This window comes from Viridibacillus sp. KH_047 (assembly GCF_057838945.1).
Genome location: NZ_CM174479.1, coordinates 4,032,144 through 4,050,187, shown reverse-complemented (window position 1 = coordinate 4,050,187; position 18,044 = coordinate 4,032,144). Strand labels below are relative to the sequence as shown.

At 36.0% G+C, this 18,044-nt stretch carries 18 protein-coding genes and 1 pseudogene; 11 read left to right on the top strand and 8 right to left on the bottom strand.

Features of this window, described 5'->3' with window-relative positions; genetic code table 11:
- Positions 1 to 269: 269 nt before the first annotated feature.
- From AC3IS5_RS19795 to AC3IS5_RS19785, 3 genes and pseudogenes are all read right to left on the bottom strand, one after another.
- Positions 270 to 899, bottom strand: a pseudogene (locus tag AC3IS5_RS19795) (nitrite reductase).
- Positions 900 to 1,086: 187 nt separating this feature from the next.
- A complete protein-coding gene (locus AC3IS5_RS19790; RefSeq protein ID WP_489425923.1) occupies positions 1,087 to 2,022 on the bottom strand; it encodes a cation diffusion facilitator family transporter in 936 nt (311 codons plus the stop codon).
- Positions 2,023 to 2,033: 11 nt separating this feature from the next.
- A complete protein-coding gene (locus AC3IS5_RS19785) occupies positions 2,034 to 2,342 on the bottom strand; it encodes an ArsR/SmtB family transcription factor (RefSeq protein WP_193738036.1) in 309 nt (102 codons plus the stop codon).
- A 404-nt stretch (positions 2,343 to 2,746) separates the two neighbouring features.
- Here AC3IS5_RS19785 and AC3IS5_RS19780 point away from each other — a divergent pair, with 404 nt between their 5' ends.
- Positions 2,747 to 3,886, top strand: a complete 1,140-nt coding sequence (locus AC3IS5_RS19780; protein ID WP_489425922.1) for a sensor histidine kinase — start codon at positions 2,747 to 2,749, stop codon at positions 3,884 to 3,886.
- A gap of 65 nt (positions 3,887 to 3,951) precedes the next feature.
- Here the strand turns inward: AC3IS5_RS19780 and AC3IS5_RS19775 are convergent, their stop codons facing one another.
- From AC3IS5_RS19775 to AC3IS5_RS19765, 3 genes are all read right to left on the bottom strand, one after another.
- Positions 3,952 to 4,710, bottom strand: a complete 759-nt coding sequence (locus AC3IS5_RS19775) for a FixH family protein (protein ID WP_489425921.1) — start codon at positions 4,708 to 4,710, stop codon at positions 3,952 to 3,954.
- 80 nt (positions 4,711 to 4,790) lie between these two features.
- Entirely contained in the window at positions 4,791 to 5,681 is an 891-nt protein-coding gene (locus AC3IS5_RS19770; protein WP_489425920.1) for an EamA family transporter, read from the bottom strand.
- 246 nt (positions 5,682 to 5,927) lie between these two features.
- The gene (locus AC3IS5_RS19765; protein ID WP_489427946.1) at positions 5,928 to 6,491 is read right to left on the bottom strand and encodes a GNAT family N-acetyltransferase; all 564 of its coding nucleotides are present in this window, start codon (positions 6,489 to 6,491) and stop codon (positions 5,928 to 5,930) included.
- Between the two features lie 206 nt (positions 6,492 to 6,697).
- Here AC3IS5_RS19765 and AC3IS5_RS19760 point away from each other — a divergent pair, with 206 nt between their 5' ends.
- Together AC3IS5_RS19760 and AC3IS5_RS19755 are read left to right on the top strand one after the other, a co-directional pair.
- Positions 6,698 to 7,654 carry a carbohydrate kinase family protein gene (locus AC3IS5_RS19760; protein WP_489425919.1) on the top strand — a complete coding sequence of 319 codons (957 nt, stop codon included), beginning with the start codon at positions 6,698 to 6,700 and terminating at the stop codon, positions 7,652 to 7,654.
- A 2-nt stretch (positions 7,655 to 7,656) separates the two neighbouring features.
- A complete protein-coding gene (locus AC3IS5_RS19755; RefSeq protein ID WP_489425918.1) occupies positions 7,657 to 8,076 on the top strand; it encodes a protein-tyrosine phosphatase family protein in 420 nt (139 codons plus the stop codon).
- A 520-nt stretch (positions 8,077 to 8,596) separates the two neighbouring features.
- On the opposite strand, the gene AC3IS5_RS19750 is transcribed toward AC3IS5_RS19755, so the two are convergent.
- A complete protein-coding gene (locus AC3IS5_RS19750; protein WP_489425917.1) occupies positions 8,597 to 9,304 on the bottom strand; it encodes a YetF domain-containing protein in 708 nt (235 codons plus the stop codon).
- A gap of 148 nt (positions 9,305 to 9,452) precedes the next feature.
- Here AC3IS5_RS19750 and AC3IS5_RS19745 point away from each other — a divergent pair, with 148 nt between their 5' ends.
- Positions 9,453 to 10,664 carry an MFS transporter gene (locus tag AC3IS5_RS19745; RefSeq protein WP_489425916.1) on the top strand — a complete coding sequence of 404 codons (1,212 nt, stop codon included), beginning with the start codon at positions 9,453 to 9,455 and terminating at the stop codon, positions 10,662 to 10,664.
- A 63-nt stretch (positions 10,665 to 10,727) separates the two neighbouring features.
- On the opposite strand, the gene AC3IS5_RS19740 is transcribed toward AC3IS5_RS19745, so the two are convergent.
- Positions 10,728 to 11,402, bottom strand: a complete 675-nt coding sequence (locus AC3IS5_RS19740; protein ID WP_489425915.1) for a histidine kinase — start codon at positions 11,400 to 11,402, stop codon at positions 10,728 to 10,730.
- Between the two features lie 780 nt (positions 11,403 to 12,182).
- Between AC3IS5_RS19740 and AC3IS5_RS19735 the strand changes: the two genes are divergently transcribed.
- The 7 genes from AC3IS5_RS19735 to AC3IS5_RS19705 are packed head-to-tail and all read left to right on the top strand — an operon-like array spanning position 12,183 to position 17,953.
- Complete coding sequence (locus tag AC3IS5_RS19735) at positions 12,183 to 14,588, top strand: Na+/H+ antiporter subunit A (protein ID WP_489425914.1); 2,406 nt, start codon at positions 12,183 to 12,185, stop codon at positions 14,586 to 14,588.
- Positions 14,578 to 15,000 carry a Na(+)/H(+) antiporter subunit B gene (locus tag AC3IS5_RS19730; protein WP_038180798.1) on the top strand — a complete coding sequence of 141 codons (423 nt, stop codon included), beginning with the start codon at positions 14,578 to 14,580 and terminating at the stop codon, positions 14,998 to 15,000. Before AC3IS5_RS19735 ends, AC3IS5_RS19730 begins: the two co-directional genes overlap by 11 nt.
- A 3-nt stretch (positions 15,001 to 15,003) precedes the next feature.
- The gene (locus tag AC3IS5_RS19725; RefSeq protein WP_340708080.1) at positions 15,004 to 15,342 is read left to right on the top strand and encodes a Na(+)/H(+) antiporter subunit C; all 339 of its coding nucleotides are present in this window, start codon (positions 15,004 to 15,006) and stop codon (positions 15,340 to 15,342) included.
- On the top strand, positions 15,335 to 16,816 hold the full coding sequence (locus AC3IS5_RS19720; RefSeq protein ID WP_489425913.1) for a Na+/H+ antiporter subunit D: 1,482 nt from the start codon (positions 15,335 to 15,337) through the stop codon (positions 16,814 to 16,816). Before AC3IS5_RS19725 ends, AC3IS5_RS19720 begins: the two co-directional genes overlap by 8 nt.
- 21 nt (positions 16,817 to 16,837) lie before the next feature.
- Entirely contained in the window at positions 16,838 to 17,320 is a 483-nt protein-coding gene (locus tag AC3IS5_RS19715; RefSeq protein ID WP_038180789.1) for a Na+/H+ antiporter subunit E, read from the top strand.
- Positions 17,320 to 17,604: a Na(+)/H(+) antiporter subunit F1 gene (locus AC3IS5_RS19710; protein WP_489427945.1), complete on the top strand. Its 285-nt coding sequence runs from the start codon at positions 17,320 to 17,322 to the stop codon at positions 17,602 to 17,604. The genes AC3IS5_RS19715 and AC3IS5_RS19710 overlap by 1 nt, the downstream gene beginning before the upstream one ends.
- A complete protein-coding gene (locus AC3IS5_RS19705; protein ID WP_053418227.1) occupies positions 17,582 to 17,953 on the top strand; it encodes a Na+/H+ antiporter subunit G in 372 nt (123 codons plus the stop codon). The genes AC3IS5_RS19710 and AC3IS5_RS19705 overlap by 23 nt, the downstream gene beginning before the upstream one ends.
- Positions 17,954 to 18,044 lie beyond the last annotated feature (91 nt).

Sequence of the window (18,044 nt, the reverse complement as noted above, 5' to 3'; positions counted from 1 at the left end):
GAGAACCTGCTGCAAAAGTAAGCAGGTTCTTTTTTACATCCAAATATAAAGGGTAATCTTTTCATATTCAAAGATATTTAAGATTCTGAGGGAGGAAGAGTAAAGAACATAAATCATTGGATCAAGCAAAATGAGTATAGAATTTCTATATAGTTGAGAGAGCTTAAATAGAAAAAATGCCCGCGCTTCATTTAGTGTGAAATGAAGCGTGGGCAAGTGAAATTACAGTATTACTTATATATTACTCTCGAATTTTAAGTTTCCTATATTTAATGAACAAGTTGCGCTTTAAGATTATCTAATCCAAAACGTTTAATGAATTTAAATAGCGGTTCACGCTTTTTACCATTCTCAGCATAAATATCAACGATTTTCTCTATAACCTCATACAGTTGTGCAGGAGTAAGTTACTCCATTAGTAAAGTACCTGTTTGGGCATCAAAACCTTTTGCTTTTCCTCCTATATATAAGTCATAGCCACTTTTGATTTTCATGACGCCGATATCATTGACTAAAGGTTCACCGCAGCCGATGGGGCAACCTGTATAGGCTGGGCGAAGCGTAAAGGGAACGGGTTTTCCTGCAATACGTTTATTTAGTTCAATGGCAACTGGCATACCTTCTTGTTCTGACCCTTTGCAGAAATTACAAGTTCTTAGGCTTTTGACGTAATTTCCTACAGGGTAGCAGGACAGGCCAACTTCTTGAAATTTCTCTTTTACGAGTTCCACATTACTTTCAAGTACATCGATGTAAAGCTGCTGGAAAGTTGTCAATTCCAGTTCATCCCCGTCATTCATGTACTGAGCAATGACAGCCAACTGCTTGGCATTTAGTTTAGCACCATATGAAATCCCACCGTTAACAGCTAATTTCACAGTGTTGTCGTTTTGAGTCATATCTATTTTCACAACCTTCTAATCTTTTATCATATGGATTATGCATTTATATAATACCATACCGCGGGAGGGTATAATAAGTTTAAATAAAATAATTCCGCGGATAATTGTTCACGAAATTATTTTCCCTTAGGAAACAGAATAGAATTTATTCATTTTGAACGATTTCTTAATACCTTCTACATTTCTAGACTTTCATATTTTCGTGTTGAAGCATTGATTTTTCAACTTGAATTGTAGTATGTCCAATATGGAATTCTTTTTCGATTATATGAATGGCTTTTTGAAGAATCACTTGTTCATTCTCTTCATCTTTAATTAGTAAATGAGAACTTAAAGAATTTAATCCAGATGTAATTGTCCATATATGAAGATCGTGTACATTAATAACACCATTTATACTCTCTAACGCTTTTTTAACTTCTTTTTGATCAATTGCGGCAGGTGTTCCTTCCATTAAAATATGAACGGTATGCTTAATAATTCCCCATGCCCCTTTTAGGATTAATAATGCAACAACAACGCTAATGATAGGATCTGCAATGTACCAGTCGAAGAAATACATGATAAGACCAGCAACAATAGCTCCTACAGAACCTAATGCATCCCCAAGAACATGAAGATAAGCACTTCGAAGATTGACATTATCTTTTACGTCACCTTTACTCATTAAAGACCATGCGCTAATGAGGTTTGCTAATAATCCAACTAGAGCGATTAACATCATAGAACCACTAGCAACAGTTGGAGGTTCAAAGAATCTTCCATAAGCTTCATAGATGATGAAACCTGCAATTAAGAATAAAGTGATGCCATTAAAAAAAGCTGCTAAAATCTCAAATCGGTGGTAACCAAATGTTCTCTTTGGAGAAGCGGCTTTAGCAGCAAATCCTATCGCCACTAAGCTTAGAATTAAAGAAGCAGTATCACTTAACATATGCCCAGAATCTGCGAGTAAAGCTAAACTATTTGTAATTAAGCCTCCAAAAAACTCTAAAATCATTATTCCTGCTGTAATGGTAAGGGCCATAATGAGCCCTTTTTTGTTGCCCTCTCTACCATGATCATGCCCGTGGTGGTGATGCCCGTGATCATGACTGTGATCGTGTCCGTGATGATGCATATAAATTCCTCCTAATCATGTAATGAGTGGTCAATTACTTGTTTGAGTACTTCAATAACATGCTCGTCATCATAGCTATAAAATAATGATTTACCCTGACGACGTGATTTCACTAAACGTAAGTTTTTCAGAAAGGATAGTTGATGGGATACAGCAGATTGAGTCATATTCAGAACATCTGCAATATGTCCAACTGAACATTCTTCCTGGGATAGTAAATATAAAATTTTCACTCTTGTAGGATCTGCTAGTGCTTTGAAAGTTCTTGCAACATCTTCAACCGTCGATTCATTTAAAAAGTGATGTTCACTTTGCTCCAATTAATTGCCCCCCCTAACATTATCATATGAACATCTGTTCATGTGTTGATATTACAATAGTATATGTGATTTGTAAACTACGTGTTCATTATTTTGCATTAATTTATGAATTTAATGCGTCTAAATAAAATAATCCATCATTCATCAATATTATAAATTCAGAAGATATTTAACTAAATATCAAAGTAAATATGTTCTCTCCACAATGAAGCTCAAGCCCTTTCCACAAAAAAAGTCATATAATAATTAATGTTTAATTAGCTATTTTGAAGAGTTTATTTCTTTAGCATGCTAGCGGTTGATCAGGTGATATTTTATGATTTCTAGAATCAAAATGGCTATCGGTTTGGATTTAAGGAAATTTTGTTATAATAAAAGTTTAGAAAGAGTGGTGAATTGACAGAATGTCGAATTGGTATAGTATTTTTCCGAAAAATCCATTGCTTAGTATTTCGACTTGGATTCTTTTCTGTTTCGTCCCTCTTTACTTCGTTTTTCGTACAGCATCAACATTAATTGTATCTATTGCAGTCGCTATTTTGATTGTATATATCATTTGTTTTCGCTTTTCTTATAGTACTAATAGTGGTTTAGTATATGTGTGCATTTCCTTAGAGATGGTCATTAATGCAGTGATGACAGTTCTTTTTGGTTACATTTATTTTGCTTTCTTCACTGCTTTCTTTATCGGGCGAATTCGCCATACTGTTGGGTTTTATATTATGTATGGGCTTCATATTGCTATGACTGTTGGTTCAATTATAGGTGGTTTCTTTATCGAGACCGAGCTATTTATTAAAGAGATTCCTTTTATCGTTATCGTTGTATTTGGTGTAATTTTAGGCCCATTTTATATATACAGCACGAACAAACGTGATAAATTACAAGGACAATTAGCAACTGCCAATGAGCGTATTTCAGAACTAAGCGTTTATGAAGAACGTCAACGAATTGCTAGAGATTTACACGATACTCTAGGGCAAAAGCTTTCAATGGTTGGTTTGAAGAGTGATTTAGCTATTCGTTTAGTAAAAAAAGATCAAGATGCTGCAATAGAAGAGCTTCGCGATATTCGTCAAACAGCTAGCATTGCATTAAAAGAAGTGCGGGAAATGGTGTCGAATATGAAGGCTGTGAAATTACAGGATGAACTACTACATGTAGAAAAAATTTTAACAGCAGCAGATATTAAAATGATTATTGAAGGTAATTCGGAATTCGATCATATTCCTGCAATTACTGGTAATACATTAAGTATGTGTTTGAAAGAGGCTGTCAATAACGTTGTAAGACATAGCAAAGCGACTGAATGTAAAATTACCATTATACAAAAATCCGACGTCATCCAATTGACTGTATTAGATAATGGTATAGGTATTTCTAATATGAATAGGAAACCATCGAGTAACGGTTTAAATGGTATGAAGGAAAGAGTCGAGTTTGTAAATGGTGACCTAGAGATTTCTGAACAAAATGGTACGCTGGTAAAGGTTACTTTGCCAAATGTGATCATGTACCAAAAGGGAAATTCAAAGCATAGTTAAAATTATATTATTGAATATACAAAGGCCCCTAAAGGTATTAACTTTAAGGGCCTTTGCTCTGTTATTTATTTCACTGTAAATGTTTTTTCTTCGTGGAAATGAAGCTCTTTGTCTTTTTCTACATGAAGAGTCACTTTATAAGTACCTGCATCATTGAAAGTATTTTTAACTTCGTAAGTACCGTCTGCTTTTTCTTTTAGTGTTAACCATCCAGCTTCTTCAGTATCATTATTAACAATTTGGAAACGAACTCTTGCATCTGTCAGTGCTTTACCATCATGCTCAATAGTGACACTAAAATTAGTGTTCTCACCTTTTTTAGCAGTTGTTTGAGAGAATGTAGCAGTAGTATCTCCATGTGCATGTTCATGTGCTTCTTCTGAATCGTGATCATTGTCTTTAGTTTTTGCGACTTCTCCTGCAACTTTCATATCTGCATCAACCATTTCATGACCCTCTCCATTTGTTACGTGCGCTGTAATTTCATAATTACCAGCTTCTTTAACTGTCATTTCAGCTACATAGACATTATCTTTGTTTACTTTAGTTTCTAACATTTTATCTGAATGGGTAGCAGCATTTGCCACTTCAAACGTTACTTCTGAAGCATTTGTTATTACTTTTCCATCTTCTGTTACTTTTACTTGGAATTCAACTTTTTCTCCGACTTCAGCGGTTTTAGGGATAGTAACATCGGCTTTAAGAACAGCAGCCTTGACCTCCTGTTTTTCGGCTTTATCTGTATTTTCTCCTTCATTATCATTACAAGCCACAAGTGCAACACTTGAAATTAATGCTAATGCTGTTAGTGCAATTTTGCGCATAAAAAAGCTCCCTTCTATTCAATACGATTGATTGTATCAAATAAGAAGAGAGAGTTTGCAAAATAAGTGTGAAGTTTGGTCTAATTTGCTTTGTTTCTTGTCAATAGAGTAGGTAAAGTCATACCGATTAATACTAGAATAATCCCTACAATTTGTATCCAAGTTAAAGATTCATGTAGCACAACAACCGAAACGGTAATTGCTACAGGTAGTTCCATGGCACTTAGAATAGAAGCCATACCACCACCGACTTTAGGGACAGCGATTGTGAATAATAAAATCGGTAAAATTATACCAAATAGCCCAAGTAGTAAGCCGAATTTCCAAAGTCCAGCACCAAATAATTGTCCATTCCAAACAATTTCAGGTGATAAGAAAATAGATACTAAAACAAGTGCAAAGAATGACATAATCATCATCCGTGCAATTGTTGAAACTTCTTCAGTTGGTCTTGAATTGATTTGGATGAAAATAGAGAAGCTAACTGCAGCAGCAAAACCAAATACCCAACCTTGCCAAGCAATACCGCTTAAATCGACATCTAAAATTCCAGCTGCCAAAATTGTTCCAGCGAATAAGAAAATTAGAGAAATGACTTCCTCACGCTTTGGTAGGCGACGGTGTAATAAACAATCGATCAGCATGCCAATCCAAGTGAACTGGAATAACATAACAACCGCTAAAGAAGCAGGTAAATAATCTAAAGATTTTCCGTAAACAATCCCTGTCGTACCTGTGAAAATCCCGGCTAAAAGTAATATAATCAGACTTTTTTTAGATAGTCTAGGTAACTTACGTTGTGTAATTATAAAGAGTAGCAAGGCTAGCGAAAATCCAACAATATATTGGCTAGTAATTGCCTCAGCTGAATCAAATCCGTGTTGCATAGCTACCTTTACAATAGTGGACAATATTCCGTAACTACTAGCCGCAAGTACAACTAATAGCGAGTAAAATAAATTTTTATTCATATAAACAACTCCTATTATTGGCCAGATTAGAATCAACCAAGAGGATAGTATAACATTTTTTTTGAATTTGTGAAGAGGGAAGTTTACTAAGTAGTATTACATTCTACATAAAAAAACATGAGCATCTTTTGATGAAACTCATGTTTTATATTAATTATAGGGATTATAAAATTTGTTATATAAAGCTGTTTACCAAAAATGGATAGAAGTTTTTGGTTGTTGTTCGATGGAAGAGCACCCTCAGCATTAAAGTGACTTAACCATATGATGGAATGGTTCGTCTATGATTGTCCATGGTTCTGTGATGACGTATCCCATACGTTCGTATAGTTGGCGTGCTTTTTCTTTTTGAGTCTCTACATTTAATGATATTTTTTTATAACCTTTTTCTCGTGCTAGTTGTTCGGAGAATTCTAGAAGAATTGTTCCGATTCCTTTACCACGGAAGTCAGTATTGATGCAAATTGTGTCGACGTAATATTCATCTTCATGAGCTTCTTTATCTACTTTTGGTGTTTCTGCACCTTTTTCTTTTAGCCATGTTTCTAAGTTGGCATCCATTTGCGGTGCTTCATCACCTGAATAAATTACTAGAGTACCGACTACTTGACCATTATGTTCTGCAACATATGTATTGAGATATGAGTGACGGTTATCTGTACGCTCAAATAACTTAATTAATTCGCTTTCGATAGCTGTAGGTTCTGTTTCACCTGTCATACGACTTGCGATGTCTCCTATTGCTTCAATAATAAGTGGTACAACAAATTTGCCATCAGCTAGTTCAGCATTTCTTACAGTAATCATAATTTTTTATCAAACTCCTTCAAGATTAAGTATAGCAAAGAGAGACTGTGATTTCCGATTATAAGTGTTTGTGCCTATGACGAATTAAAGGTTGAAAGGGAGGTTCTCCTTAATTTGACGAAAAATGTCGAAAAATAAGGAAAGAAACTTTTTCAATGAGTGATTTCATGGTACGCTAGAAGTAAGATATTTTGTGGAGGAGTTTGTGAATGTTAGACTCAAAAAAAGAATTCGTTCTCGTATATGGAGATGCGTTTGTAGATTTTATAGCCAATGATATGACTAACACGTCGTTTACTAAGTTTTTAGGTGGTGCTACTGTAAATGTAGCTGCAGGAATTAGTCGTATCGGTGCGCCTTCTGCATTAATCACTATAACAGGGGATGATGAAACATCTGAATTCGTCCGTAATGAGCTAGACAAAGAGGGCGTAAACATGGATTATGCTAAAATTGTCCCTGAAAAACGTGTAAGTGGTGTACATGTCCATCTAACTGAAGGAAATGATCGCATTTTTACGAATTATATTGATGAAACACCTGATTTACAAGTAGAGCCTGAGCATTTACAAGAAGAAGCATTTAAACGTGCTTCTATATTTAACATCTGTTCAAATACTATGTTCCATCCGACTGCACTTGAAACAACTCGTGCAGCAGTAACATTGGCTAAAAAACATAATGCATTACTTGCGATGGATGCCAATATTCGTCCTTTACGTTGGGAAAGCCAAAAAGTTTGTTATGATACTATAAATACATTTTTACAAAGTGTGGATATGTTAAAGTTGGCTGATGAAGAACTGCTCTTCTTAACAGAAACCACAACACTAGAAGAGGGGATTGTAGCGTTAGCAAAATACAATATTCCTTTTATAATGATTACGGTTGGTGCGCAAGGCACGTATGTCGTATTGAATGGTGAAGTGAAACATGTACCGTCAATCCCAATTACATGTGTGGATTCAACTGGTGCTGGCGATGCCTTTATGGCAGGTATTTTACGACACGCACATTTATATGGTATACCAAAAACTATGGAAGATGCTTATAATTGTGTATTCTTTGCCAATCAATTAGGCGCAATGGCTGCAACAAAAGCAGGTGCGATTACAGCAATGCCACGTTTCGAGGAGATAAAATCACTTATTAAAGAAGGTGTTTAATAGTGGAGAAAAAATATCAGGCTTTATTAGATGATCGTATTTTCTTCGGAGGAGCAGCAGATGCAGTAGAAGCTGTTACGAATGAAAAAATTGATGTTGTCATCGATTTACGTGTGAAAGAACCAGAAAAAGTTACTTATAATAGAGTACATGCCCCAATTGCAGATGAAGCGGAGCAGGTTGAAGCCTCTATTTTGCATGCGGTCGATAAAGTAGTATCAGCATATCGTGATGGGAAAAAGGTGTTTTTCCATTGTGGAGGCGGTAGTGGTCGAGCAGGTACCATAGCAGTCGGTACGCTAATTGAACTAGGGCAAGCATCCACTGTCGAAGAAGCAGAACAAAAAGCAAAGGCTATTCGCGAAAAGGTAAATGTCCGCGAGCCGATGAGAAAAGCTTTGCAAACTCTATATAACAAATGATTTAAAAATCCTTAGTGCATTTGCATTAAGGATTTTTTAGTTTATCTCAATGGCGTTTTATTTTGAGTGAATTCATCCAAAATGGTAGAGTTTCAATGTATAAATAATTTTTTGCAAAGTAACTATTAGCTCTGGTTAAAATAAATTACCTCGAAGAATCAGAGTGTGATTTTAAATTTTCCATTGATTAATTTTATATATTACAACAAATCAGTGATTTCTAATCAAAGGGAATAAAAGTATATTTCCCAGGGAATTTCTATTGTATTTGCTAATTTACAACATCGAACGACCAATTAAAATAAAGGTATTATTAATTGAAATACTCTTATAGCATTATTGCTATGGGAGAGATGAAATATGTAATTAAAAGCGCCTGTCGAATTAAAGCGCTTCTTTTTGAAAATTGTTAACATAATATTGAAAATCACTAGGAATCGGTTTATTTCTGGAAATATTACTAAAAGAATTCAAATTAACTTCCTACTAGGAGAATGGAGAACAACCAATGTAGAAGGTTTTAAATATCCTTATCCCTCACGGTAATATACAATGAGCCATTTGGTTGGACCTGGGCGTAAAATACATCTTTTACATCTTCAATATCCTTTTTACGAAGCTTACGTATTAACCAATCTTCAGTTAAATTTAGCTCCTCCATTGTACTCCAGACAATTTTTCCATCAGCGATAACTTCCATAGGTATATGAGGAGGAGTTGAGACGTCTGCTTTTACATCTTGTTTTGTGGCACTCTGTTGAGGTGTTTTTTTCAAAATGCTCAGTTGTCCATTTGTTTCTAAAACAGCATATTCTACATCCTGAATTGAGAAGACGGATTGTTCACGCATCATCATCATGACATCATCCATATGCAACCTCGCGGATTTTAATGCTTGTACAGATAGTTCGCCATGTTTAATGATAACTGTAGGTGTATCATCGATAATTACTCTTACCTTTGGAAACTTAATTGCGAGGACACTCATAAGTATTGTCAAAGCGGTCCACCATACTAGAGAAATCAAGCCATCTATAAAAGGTGTTTCTTCTTGAGAAGCAATTTCTGCCGCTGTCGAACCAATTGTAATGCCTGTAATGTAATGGAAAAACGTTAACTGACTTAGCTGCTTTTTCCCAAGCCAGCGTGCCAATATGAGCAATACTATAAATGATATGGTTGTTCTCAGCATCATTTCCCAAAAGTTAATCTCAAAAAAATGGTCCATGTAAATCAAACTCCTTTTCACTTCATATCTGTTAGCTTTCCTTTAAAAACAATAGATATTCCCAATAAATATGAAAACATTTGCGTAATTATTGTTATAATAAGTAAATTGGTTATTTCGTAAACAGAAGGAAGTGTAATGAAAGAAGATGACAGTAAATAAAACGCACTCATTAGGAAATCCAGTGTATCCGATAATGTTTGCAATAGGGCTTTGTCATTTATTCAACGATACTTTACAAGCCGTTATCCCAGCTATGTTCCCTGTATTAGAAAGTGAGCGAGGTTTAACATTTACTCAACTTGGTTTTATAGCATTCGCATTAAATATGGTAGCTTCGGTCTTACAGCCGGTTGTTGGTTATTTTAGCGATAAAAAGCAAAAACCATATGCATTACCACTTGGTATGACTAGCTCATTTATTGGTATGGCAGGTTTAGCCTTTGCCGCAGATTACTGGATGATCTTAGTTTCAGTAATATTTTTAGGATTTGGTTCTGCTATTTTCCACCCAGAAGGCTCACGTGTTTCCTTTATGGCTGCAGGTTCAAAACGTGGATTGTCCCAGTCTATATATCAAGTTGGCGGTAATTCAGGACAAGCGCTAGCACCTTTAATTAGTGGTTTTATTTTAGTACCATTTGGTCAAAAAGGAGCAGCGTGGTTTCTAATTGTTGCCGCTATAGGTATTATAGTTTTATCAAAAATTTCAGCATGGTATAAAAAACAGTTAGAGGAAGAGCGTTTATCTAAAAAGAAGAAAGTGATTATTTCTTCTTTACCACAAATGACGAAAAAGCAAATAGGAATAGCACTTGGCTTATTAATGATGGTTATATTTGTTCGTTCTTTTTATGTGACGAATATAACAAGCTTTTATATCTTTCATTTGATGGATAAGTATGGTTTAACAATACAAAAAGGACAGCTAATTATTTTTGTATTCCTAGCAATAGGAGCAGTTGGGACATTCTTTGGGGGACCGATGGCAGACAAGTTAGGGCGTAAAAATATCATCTTATTATCGGTGCTTGTTCCGATGCCACTTGCCTTAATATTGCCTTATGTTCCATTGTGGGGTGTTATTGTGCTACTTATTTTAATAGGATTTTTCATTATGCTAAGTTTCTCTGTGACAGTAGTTTACGCACAAGAATTAGTACCAAGTAAAATTGGCACTATGGCAGGATTAACGGTTGGATTAGCTTTTGGAATGGGAGCGATCGGAGCAGTAGTTATTGGTATTATGATGGACCATTATGGGATTTTTAAAACAATGGTGGTTATATCCGTATTGCCAATACTTGCTTTAGTTGCTTTTGCATTACCGACAGATCGTAAATGGAATTTAAAAAATTAAAGGTATTTAAAAGTGAAAAAGCTGTCTAATGGGTCATTTAAATAACCATTTAGACAGCTTTTATTATTGGCGAGATTTACTTGGGATTTTGGTTGAATCTGTTACATGATTTTCAGAAATATGTACTTCATGCATTTTGTTATCATGCATAAATTTGAAGATACCATTGTCAAAATCAGTACCGATTTCTTTGAAGAAAATACCCTCGTAATAAATGTTTTTTGAGCATGTAAAACTTACCTTAAAATCGTTACCGTGCTCTAGTAAATATGCTCGAACACCTTTTTCGAACATCGCATCTTCTTCATCACGGACGTGACGTTCAACAGAAACAACATGTAGATCGACAAATGAGATTGTTTTAAGAAGCAAGTTCATAAACGAACCTTTCGTAATTTCTTCCCAGCGACTTTGTGCTGTTTGTCCGATAACGACTTGTGTAATGTTGTATTGGTGTGCAACCTCTGCAATAACATTTTGTATTGGCTTTTTTTCGTTGTCGCGAATGATAAATTCCTCTACCTCTAGCTCTTCTGAAAGTTGTTGCCAATTGTTAAGATATTCAACCTTCTCAGCATCGAAGTTATCGAATGGTTGCGGATCAACCGTTAGAATATAGAGTGGACAATCTAGCATCTTAGCCATTTTATGCCCTCTGCGAATCAATCTTTCTCCGTTTGCTCCGTAGTATGCACATACTAAAATACTCTCGTCCATACGTCCTCTTAAATGTTTCACGGCAGTTTACACCTCGTGTTTAGTATTTTGTTCCTTTATATGAAAGCGTCTAAATTTTATATGATCAGTTGAAGCAAGTATATATATGCCAGACTGTGTCAGTGCAATGATTTCACAAATAGTTTATACAGAAAATCTTTGTTTAACAGCATATTTAATATAATCGTCTTATTACTTATCCTACGTATCTTTACTCATATAGTAATACTAGGTTATTTAGCACTTTTAGAGTTGACTCTTTTTCATCAAAAAAAATCACGAATACCTAGTATGTATCCGTATGGCTACTTATTATGATGGTACACACATTTATAGTCAAGTGCTCATATATGTAAAGATTTTTGTTTAGCAAAATATAAAACAAGATCCACCGCTTGGATAAGTGAGTATACAGATTTATTAATATTTAAAATTCAACTTTGTTTTAATTTGACGAAGAAAAATTAACAATTTTATGACTATTTATTGTGTTAAGGTTGTCTATTATTATGATTCGAGTAGCATAAAAGTGAAATGACCGAGAAAATATTGTATAATTTACAGGTAATCTCGTTATATCCTTTTAAATATATTATCACCATAATCTGCGTTGATAGATATTAAATAGATGTAATACCACGTATTGTTTTACCTCTAATTCTGCATTAATTCATTAATAAAGCACTATAAGAGCCCTAGTCTGGCCTCTTGATATGATGGTATGTATTTTTGCCATCGGTTAACCATTTCAAATTTAAATTCACATCATTTCAGAATACTGCAACAAGGAGGTTTGGACTTTTGACAATAAATTTGGCAATTGTAATACCGTTTTTGATGGCAATACTTATTCCAATACTATATAAGCGTTTTACAAAACTACATATAGGCTGGCTTGTATTAGCTGTACCTGTCATTATTTTTATAATGCTAGTTCGATTAGTCCCATTTGTGGCGGAAGGTCATACTTATTCTCATACGTATAACTGGATTCCTTCTTTAGATATAAACTTTACAACATATTTAGATGGTCTAAGTATGATTTTTGGACTTCTTATCACTGGTGTAGGTAGCTTAGTTATTTTATATTCCATTTTCTATTTATCTGCTAAAGAATCCCTTCAACACTTTTACTGCTATTTACTCCTTTTTATGGGCGCTATGCTTGGCGTCGTATTTTCCGATAATTTGATGGTGTTGTACGCTTTTTGGGAGCTTACAAGTGTTTCTTCATTCCTGCTAATTGCGTTTTGGCATCATCGTAAAGCTTCGCGTGCTGGTGCGCAAAAAGCGATGCTCATTACGGTTACTGGCGGCGTTTCGATGCTTGTTGGTTTTATTATGTTGCATATGATGACCGGTTCATATAGTGTGCATGAAATCATACGTAATGTAAGTCAATTCACGGATCATCAGCTGTTTATTCCTGCAATGATATTAATATTGTTTGGAGCATTTACAAAGTCTGCACAGTTCCCATTCCATATATGGTTGCCAGATGCGATGGAAGCACCAACGCCCGTTAGTGCATATCTACATTCAGCTACGATGGTGAAGGCTGGAATATACTTAGTAGCACGGTTAACGCCTATTTTCGGTGGAGATGCAATTTGGTTTTGGCTTGTGACTGTTGCTGGGCTTGTGACGATGTTCTGGGGTTCGTTTAATGCGGTGAAACAAACGGATTTGAAAGCATTACTAGCATTTTCAACAGTCAGTCAATTAGGACTTATTATGAGTTTGTTTGGTATGGGTTCAGTCGCCTTTAAGCTGGGTTATTCAGACTCTACTATTATTTATACACAGGCAACTTTTGCTGCACTTTTCCATTTAGTAAACCATTCAACCTTTAAAGGTGCATTATTTATGATGGTTGGAATAGTGGATCACGAGCTAGGGACACGTGATGTACGAAGGCTTGGAGGATTGATGTCATTAATGCCTCTAACATTTACGGTCGCAGTAATTGGCAGTCTTTCGATGGCTGGAATGCCACCATTTAATGGATTCTTAAGTAAAGAAATGTTCTTTGCGGCAGCGGTTCATATGCGAGAGCTTGATATCTTTTCAATCAGTAGCATAGGGATTTTATTCCCTGTGGTAGCATGGGTAGCGAGTATTTTCACCTTTGTATATTGCATGATCATCATCTTCAAAACATTCTTCGGTAAACCTAATGAGAAAAGTGAGGGTAAACCTATTCACGAGGCACCAATAGGAATGCTTGTCTCTCCAATTATTTTATGTGTGCTTGTAGTAGGGATATTCATTTTCCCAAATGTTCTTGGTCAATACATTTTGAAACCTGCAATGGCAAGTATTTATCCTGGATTTGCTCCTGCTGATGTACTGACGCCTAAAATATATGCTTGGCATGGTATTAATACGGAATTACTCATGACGATAGGAGTCGTTATAGTGGGTGCAATGTTGTACAGGAAATTAAAAACGTGGAAGCCTTTGTATCGTTTATTCCCATATCGTTTTTCGTTTAATGAGCTGTTCAGACATTTATTAGAGGGACTTGAAAGTGGTTCAAATAAGGTGACAACTAGTTATATGACGGGTTCATTAAGGAAATATGTCCTTTATATCTATTTGTTTTTCATTGTAGCGGTTGGTGGTTATTTCTTATTTAGTGGTGGATTTGCGTATAGTAGTGCAAATGATGCTCCGGTTGAGATTTATGAGTTGATGTTAATCGTTGTGATGTTGTTAGCTGGTATATCTATGCTTTTTGTGAAGTCACGATTAACGGCTACTTTATTAAACGGGGTTATTGGCTTCGGTGTATCCATTTTCTTCGTAATTTTCCGAGCACCAGATCTTGCTTTGACACAGCTTATTGTGGAGTCCGTGACGACAGTGTTATTTTTACTTTGCTTTTCATTCTTACCAGAATGGAAAAGAGAAGATTCTCCAAGATCAGTGAAGATAAGTAATGCAGTAGTCGCTGGTGCAGTAGGCGCGCTTGTTGTTGTGATGTCATTTGCAGTTATGTACTATGATGAATTTGATTCAATTTCTTCGTATTTTGAGAATGCATACGAGCTAGCCGGTGGAGCCAATATCGTTAATACGATCTTAGGTGATTTCCGTGGTTTTGATACGATGCTTGAAGTGGTTGTTCTCTTTATTGCCGGCTTAGGTGTTTATACACTGATTAAACTGAAGGAGAGAAAGGAGGATACAGACAATGAAAATTAATGATGTAATTTTACGGACGGTAACAAAAATTGTCGTCTTTATCATTTTGACATTGTCCGTTTATCTATTCTTCTCAGGGCATTATTCTCCAGGTGGAGGTTTTATCGGAGGGCTAGTACTTGCATCTGCAATTGTATTAATGTACTTAACTTCAGATATTGAGACAGTGCATAAAGGCATGCCATTTGATTTTAAATTAGTTGCGGCACTTGGCGTGTTGATAGCTACAGGGACGGGCTTTGCCTCAGTCATTTTCGGCAAAGATTTTATGACACAGGCTGCTATGAAATTGAATTTACCGATCTTTGGTGAAACGGAATTAGCCTCTGTTGTATTATTTGAAGCCGGTGTGGCAATGACAGTTATTGGTGTCGTTGTGACCATAATTTTAAGCATAAGTGAGGATGAGTAGTCGATGGAAACATTAATGATTTTATTAATCGGTGTGCTAATAGCAGTCGCTACGTATTTAATCCTCTCGAAAAATTTAATCCGAGTGATTTTAGGAACTGCTGTATTATCGCATGCAGTGCATTTATTAATATTAACAATTGCTGGCGTAAAGAAGGGCAATGTACCGCTTTTGAAAGAAGCTGAAGCTCCGTATACAGATGCTCTGCCACAGGCATTAATTTTGACAGCAATTGTTATTAGCTTTGCTGTGACAGCTTTTGTTTTGGTACTAGCTTATCGCACATATCAATCCAATGGAACAGATGACTTGGAAGGATTGCGAGGACCAGAGAATGAATAACATTGTAGTACTTCCTTTAATTTTGCCAATTATGCTTGGTATCGCGCTTGTGTTTTTACGTCCGTATGTAAAGGCACAACGTATGATTAGTCTGTTGACGATGGTAGCAATTGCTGTTGTGAGTATGATAATACTTGGAAGAATTCAAGAGACGGGTATTATGCGACTTGATTTTGGTGGTTGGAAGCCACCGTTCGGTATTTTGTTTGTTGCAGATTCATTTGCTGTGTTACTTGTATTAACAACGAGTATTGTGACAGCCATTTGTTTGCTTTATGCGTTTTCATCTATAGGTGAGAAGCGAGAAAATATGTTTTTTTATCCGTTCGTGCTATTGCTAGTTGCGGGTGTCAATGGTTCGTTTTTAACAGGAGATATTTTTAACTTATTTGTTTGTTTTGAAGTGATGTTGTTGGCATCGTATGTGCTTATTACGCTTGGTGGGGAAAAGGCACAGCTACGTGAGTCATTGAAATATGTACTAATAAATGTATTGGCTTCATGGTTTTTCTTAGTAGCACTTGCTTATTTATACGGCACATTAGGAACATTAAATATGGCGCATTTAGCAGAGCGGGTTGCTGAAGCTGGGCAAGATCCTATTTTGACGACAATCGCGTTACTTTTTCTAGTTGTCTTCGCATTAAAAGCTGGTCTACTTTTATTTTTCTGGTTACCAGGTTCATATAGTGTGCCTCCTACTGCTGTAGCAGCTTTGTTTGGAGCTCTTCTAACTAAGGTTGGGATTTATGCCTTGTTCCGTATGTTCACACTTATTTTCATACATCAGCCGGAAGTGACGCATATGCTCATAAAAGGTATGGCAGCGGTAACGATCATTGCTGGTTGCTTAGGAGCTTTAGCGTATAAAGATATACGTCAAATTGTTGCGTATAATGTTGTGATTGCTGTGGGTTTTGTATTAATTGGGCTTAGCGTTGCGACAGAAGCGGCCTTTGAAGGGGCTATATATTATTTAATGCACGATATGATAGCGAAGGCTATGCTGTTCTTACTTGCTGGTACGATGATTTACTTAACTGGCGAGAAGCGCTTTGACAGGATGAGTGGTTTGATAAGAAATTATCCTGTCTTTGGTTGGATGTTCTTTGTTGTAATGGTATCACTTGCTGGGATTCCACCTCTTAGCGGATTTGTAGGAAAGGTACTTATTGGACAAGGACTGATTGAGACAGGTTCTTACGTATTATTAGCACTGGCATTTATATCGAGTGTTGTGGTGTTGTATTCATTATTGCGTATTTTCTTAAATGCTATTTTTGGCGAAACAATTATAAGTATTGAAGATGAAACGCCTTTGCCGAAAAGAATGCTTACTCCAATTGTATTGTTTGCAATTTGTACGATTGCACTAGGATTTGGAGCAGAGGGGTTGTCCAGTTATGTAAGTGATGCGGCAAATACTTTAGCTAACCCATCAATTTATATTGATGCAGTGCTCGGCGAAAAATAAGAAGGAAAGAGGTGAGACGTGATGCCCGCACAGTTTTTATTGAATATATTTATCGCGGTGCTATGGATGTTATTGAAAGATGAAGATGCCCCTTATTTCTCTACATTTATGACGGGATTTGTTGTTGGGATCGGAATATTGTATTTGATGCATCGCTTTTTTGGAACTCAATTTTACTTAAAAAGATTGTTTGCACTCATTAAATTGCTGTTTCTTTTTATATGGGAACTATTATTATCTAGCGAGCTTGTTTTGAAGCAGATTTGTAGTCCGAAGTTGAAGATAAAACCTGGGATTTTCACATATAAAACAGCCTTAAATGGTGATTTGGAAATCACAACTCTTTCAATTTTATTAACGCTAACACCTGGTTCGGTTGTGATGGAAATATCGCCAGAAGGGGATCTTTTCTACATTCATGCGATGGATTTGGAGAAGTCAAAGGCAGATGTACTACGCTCAATTGGTAACTTTGAGAAAGCAATTATGGAGGTGACACGTTGATGAAAGAGACGATATTAATCATTTCACTAACATTATTTGCATTGACGATTATGGTTGCGTTTTACAGAGTTTTACGTGGTCCTTCAATGCCAGATCGCGTAGTAGGTCTTGATATGATTGGTGTTAATTTGCTTTCGATGATAGCGATTATTTCAATTGTATTGAAGACGAAGGCGTTTCTAGAGGTTATTTTGATTTTGGGGATTCTGTCGTTCATTGGGACGATTGCATTTTCAAAATATCTAGAGAGGGGCACTATAGTTGAACGTAAATCCGATCATTGAGTGGGCAGGTGTGTTATTGATCTTAGGTGGTAGTCTGATGAGTTTAATTAGCGCATTTGGTTTGCTTCGCTTGCCAGATGTGTATACTCGTTCACATGCAGCCACGAAGAGTTCAACATTAGCTGTACTACTATCGCTTCTTGGTGCGTTCTTATACTTTTGGGCGCATGAAGGCTATATAAGTGTTCGTTTAATACTTGGTATTGTATTTGTGTTTTTAACAGCTCCTGTAGCAGGACATTTGATCACTCGTGCTGCGTATCGTTCCGGTGTTGAGTTATCGGAGTCTTCGGATGATGATGAACTTGAGGAGGTCTTGTTCCCTGAAGGGCGCAATAAGGGGAGTTAGGGATTGAGTTTTATAGGGAGTGAAAGGCTATCTGATTAAGTGGAATTGCTTAATTAGATAGCCTTTTTAATGTATTAGATGCTAAAGCTCT

Excerpts from the sequence above, each read along its gene's own strand:
- AC3IS5_RS19720 (WP_489425913.1), top strand. The coding sequence starts at position 15,335 with ATGAATAACATTGTAGTACTTCCTTTAATTTTGCCAATTATGCTTGGT.
- AC3IS5_RS19750 (WP_489425917.1), bottom strand. The coding sequence starts at position 9,304 with ATGGACCATTTTTTTGAGATTAACTTTTGGGAAATGATGCTGAGAACA.
- AC3IS5_RS19770 (WP_489425920.1), bottom strand. The coding sequence starts at position 5,681 with ATGAATAAAAATTTATTTTACTCGCTATTAGTTGTACTTGCGGCTAGT.
- AC3IS5_RS19730 (WP_038180798.1), top strand. The coding sequence starts at position 14,578 with ATGAAAATTAATGATGTAATTTTACGGACGGTAACAAAAATTGTCGTC.
- AC3IS5_RS19780 (WP_489425922.1), top strand. The coding sequence starts at position 2,747 with ATGTCGAATTGGTATAGTATTTTTCCGAAAAATCCATTGCTTAGTATT.
- AC3IS5_RS19790 (WP_489425923.1), bottom strand. The coding sequence starts at position 2,022 with ATGCATCATCACGGACACGATCACAGTCATGATCACGGGCATCACCAC.
- AC3IS5_RS19775 (WP_489425921.1), bottom strand. The coding sequence starts at position 4,710 with ATGCGCAAAATTGCACTAACAGCATTAGCATTAATTTCAAGTGTTGCA.
- AC3IS5_RS19710 (WP_489427945.1), top strand. The coding sequence starts at position 17,320 with ATGAAAGAGACGATATTAATCATTTCACTAACATTATTTGCATTGACG.
- AC3IS5_RS19725 (WP_340708080.1), top strand. The coding sequence starts at position 15,004 with ATGGAAACATTAATGATTTTATTAATCGGTGTGCTAATAGCAGTCGCT.
- AC3IS5_RS19760 (WP_489425919.1), top strand. The coding sequence starts at position 6,698 with ATGTTAGACTCAAAAAAAGAATTCGTTCTCGTATATGGAGATGCGTTT.
- AC3IS5_RS19715 (WP_038180789.1), top strand. The coding sequence starts at position 16,838 with ATGCCCGCACAGTTTTTATTGAATATATTTATCGCGGTGCTATGGATG.
- AC3IS5_RS19745 (WP_489425916.1), top strand. The coding sequence starts at position 9,453 with ATGACAGTAAATAAAACGCACTCATTAGGAAATCCAGTGTATCCGATA.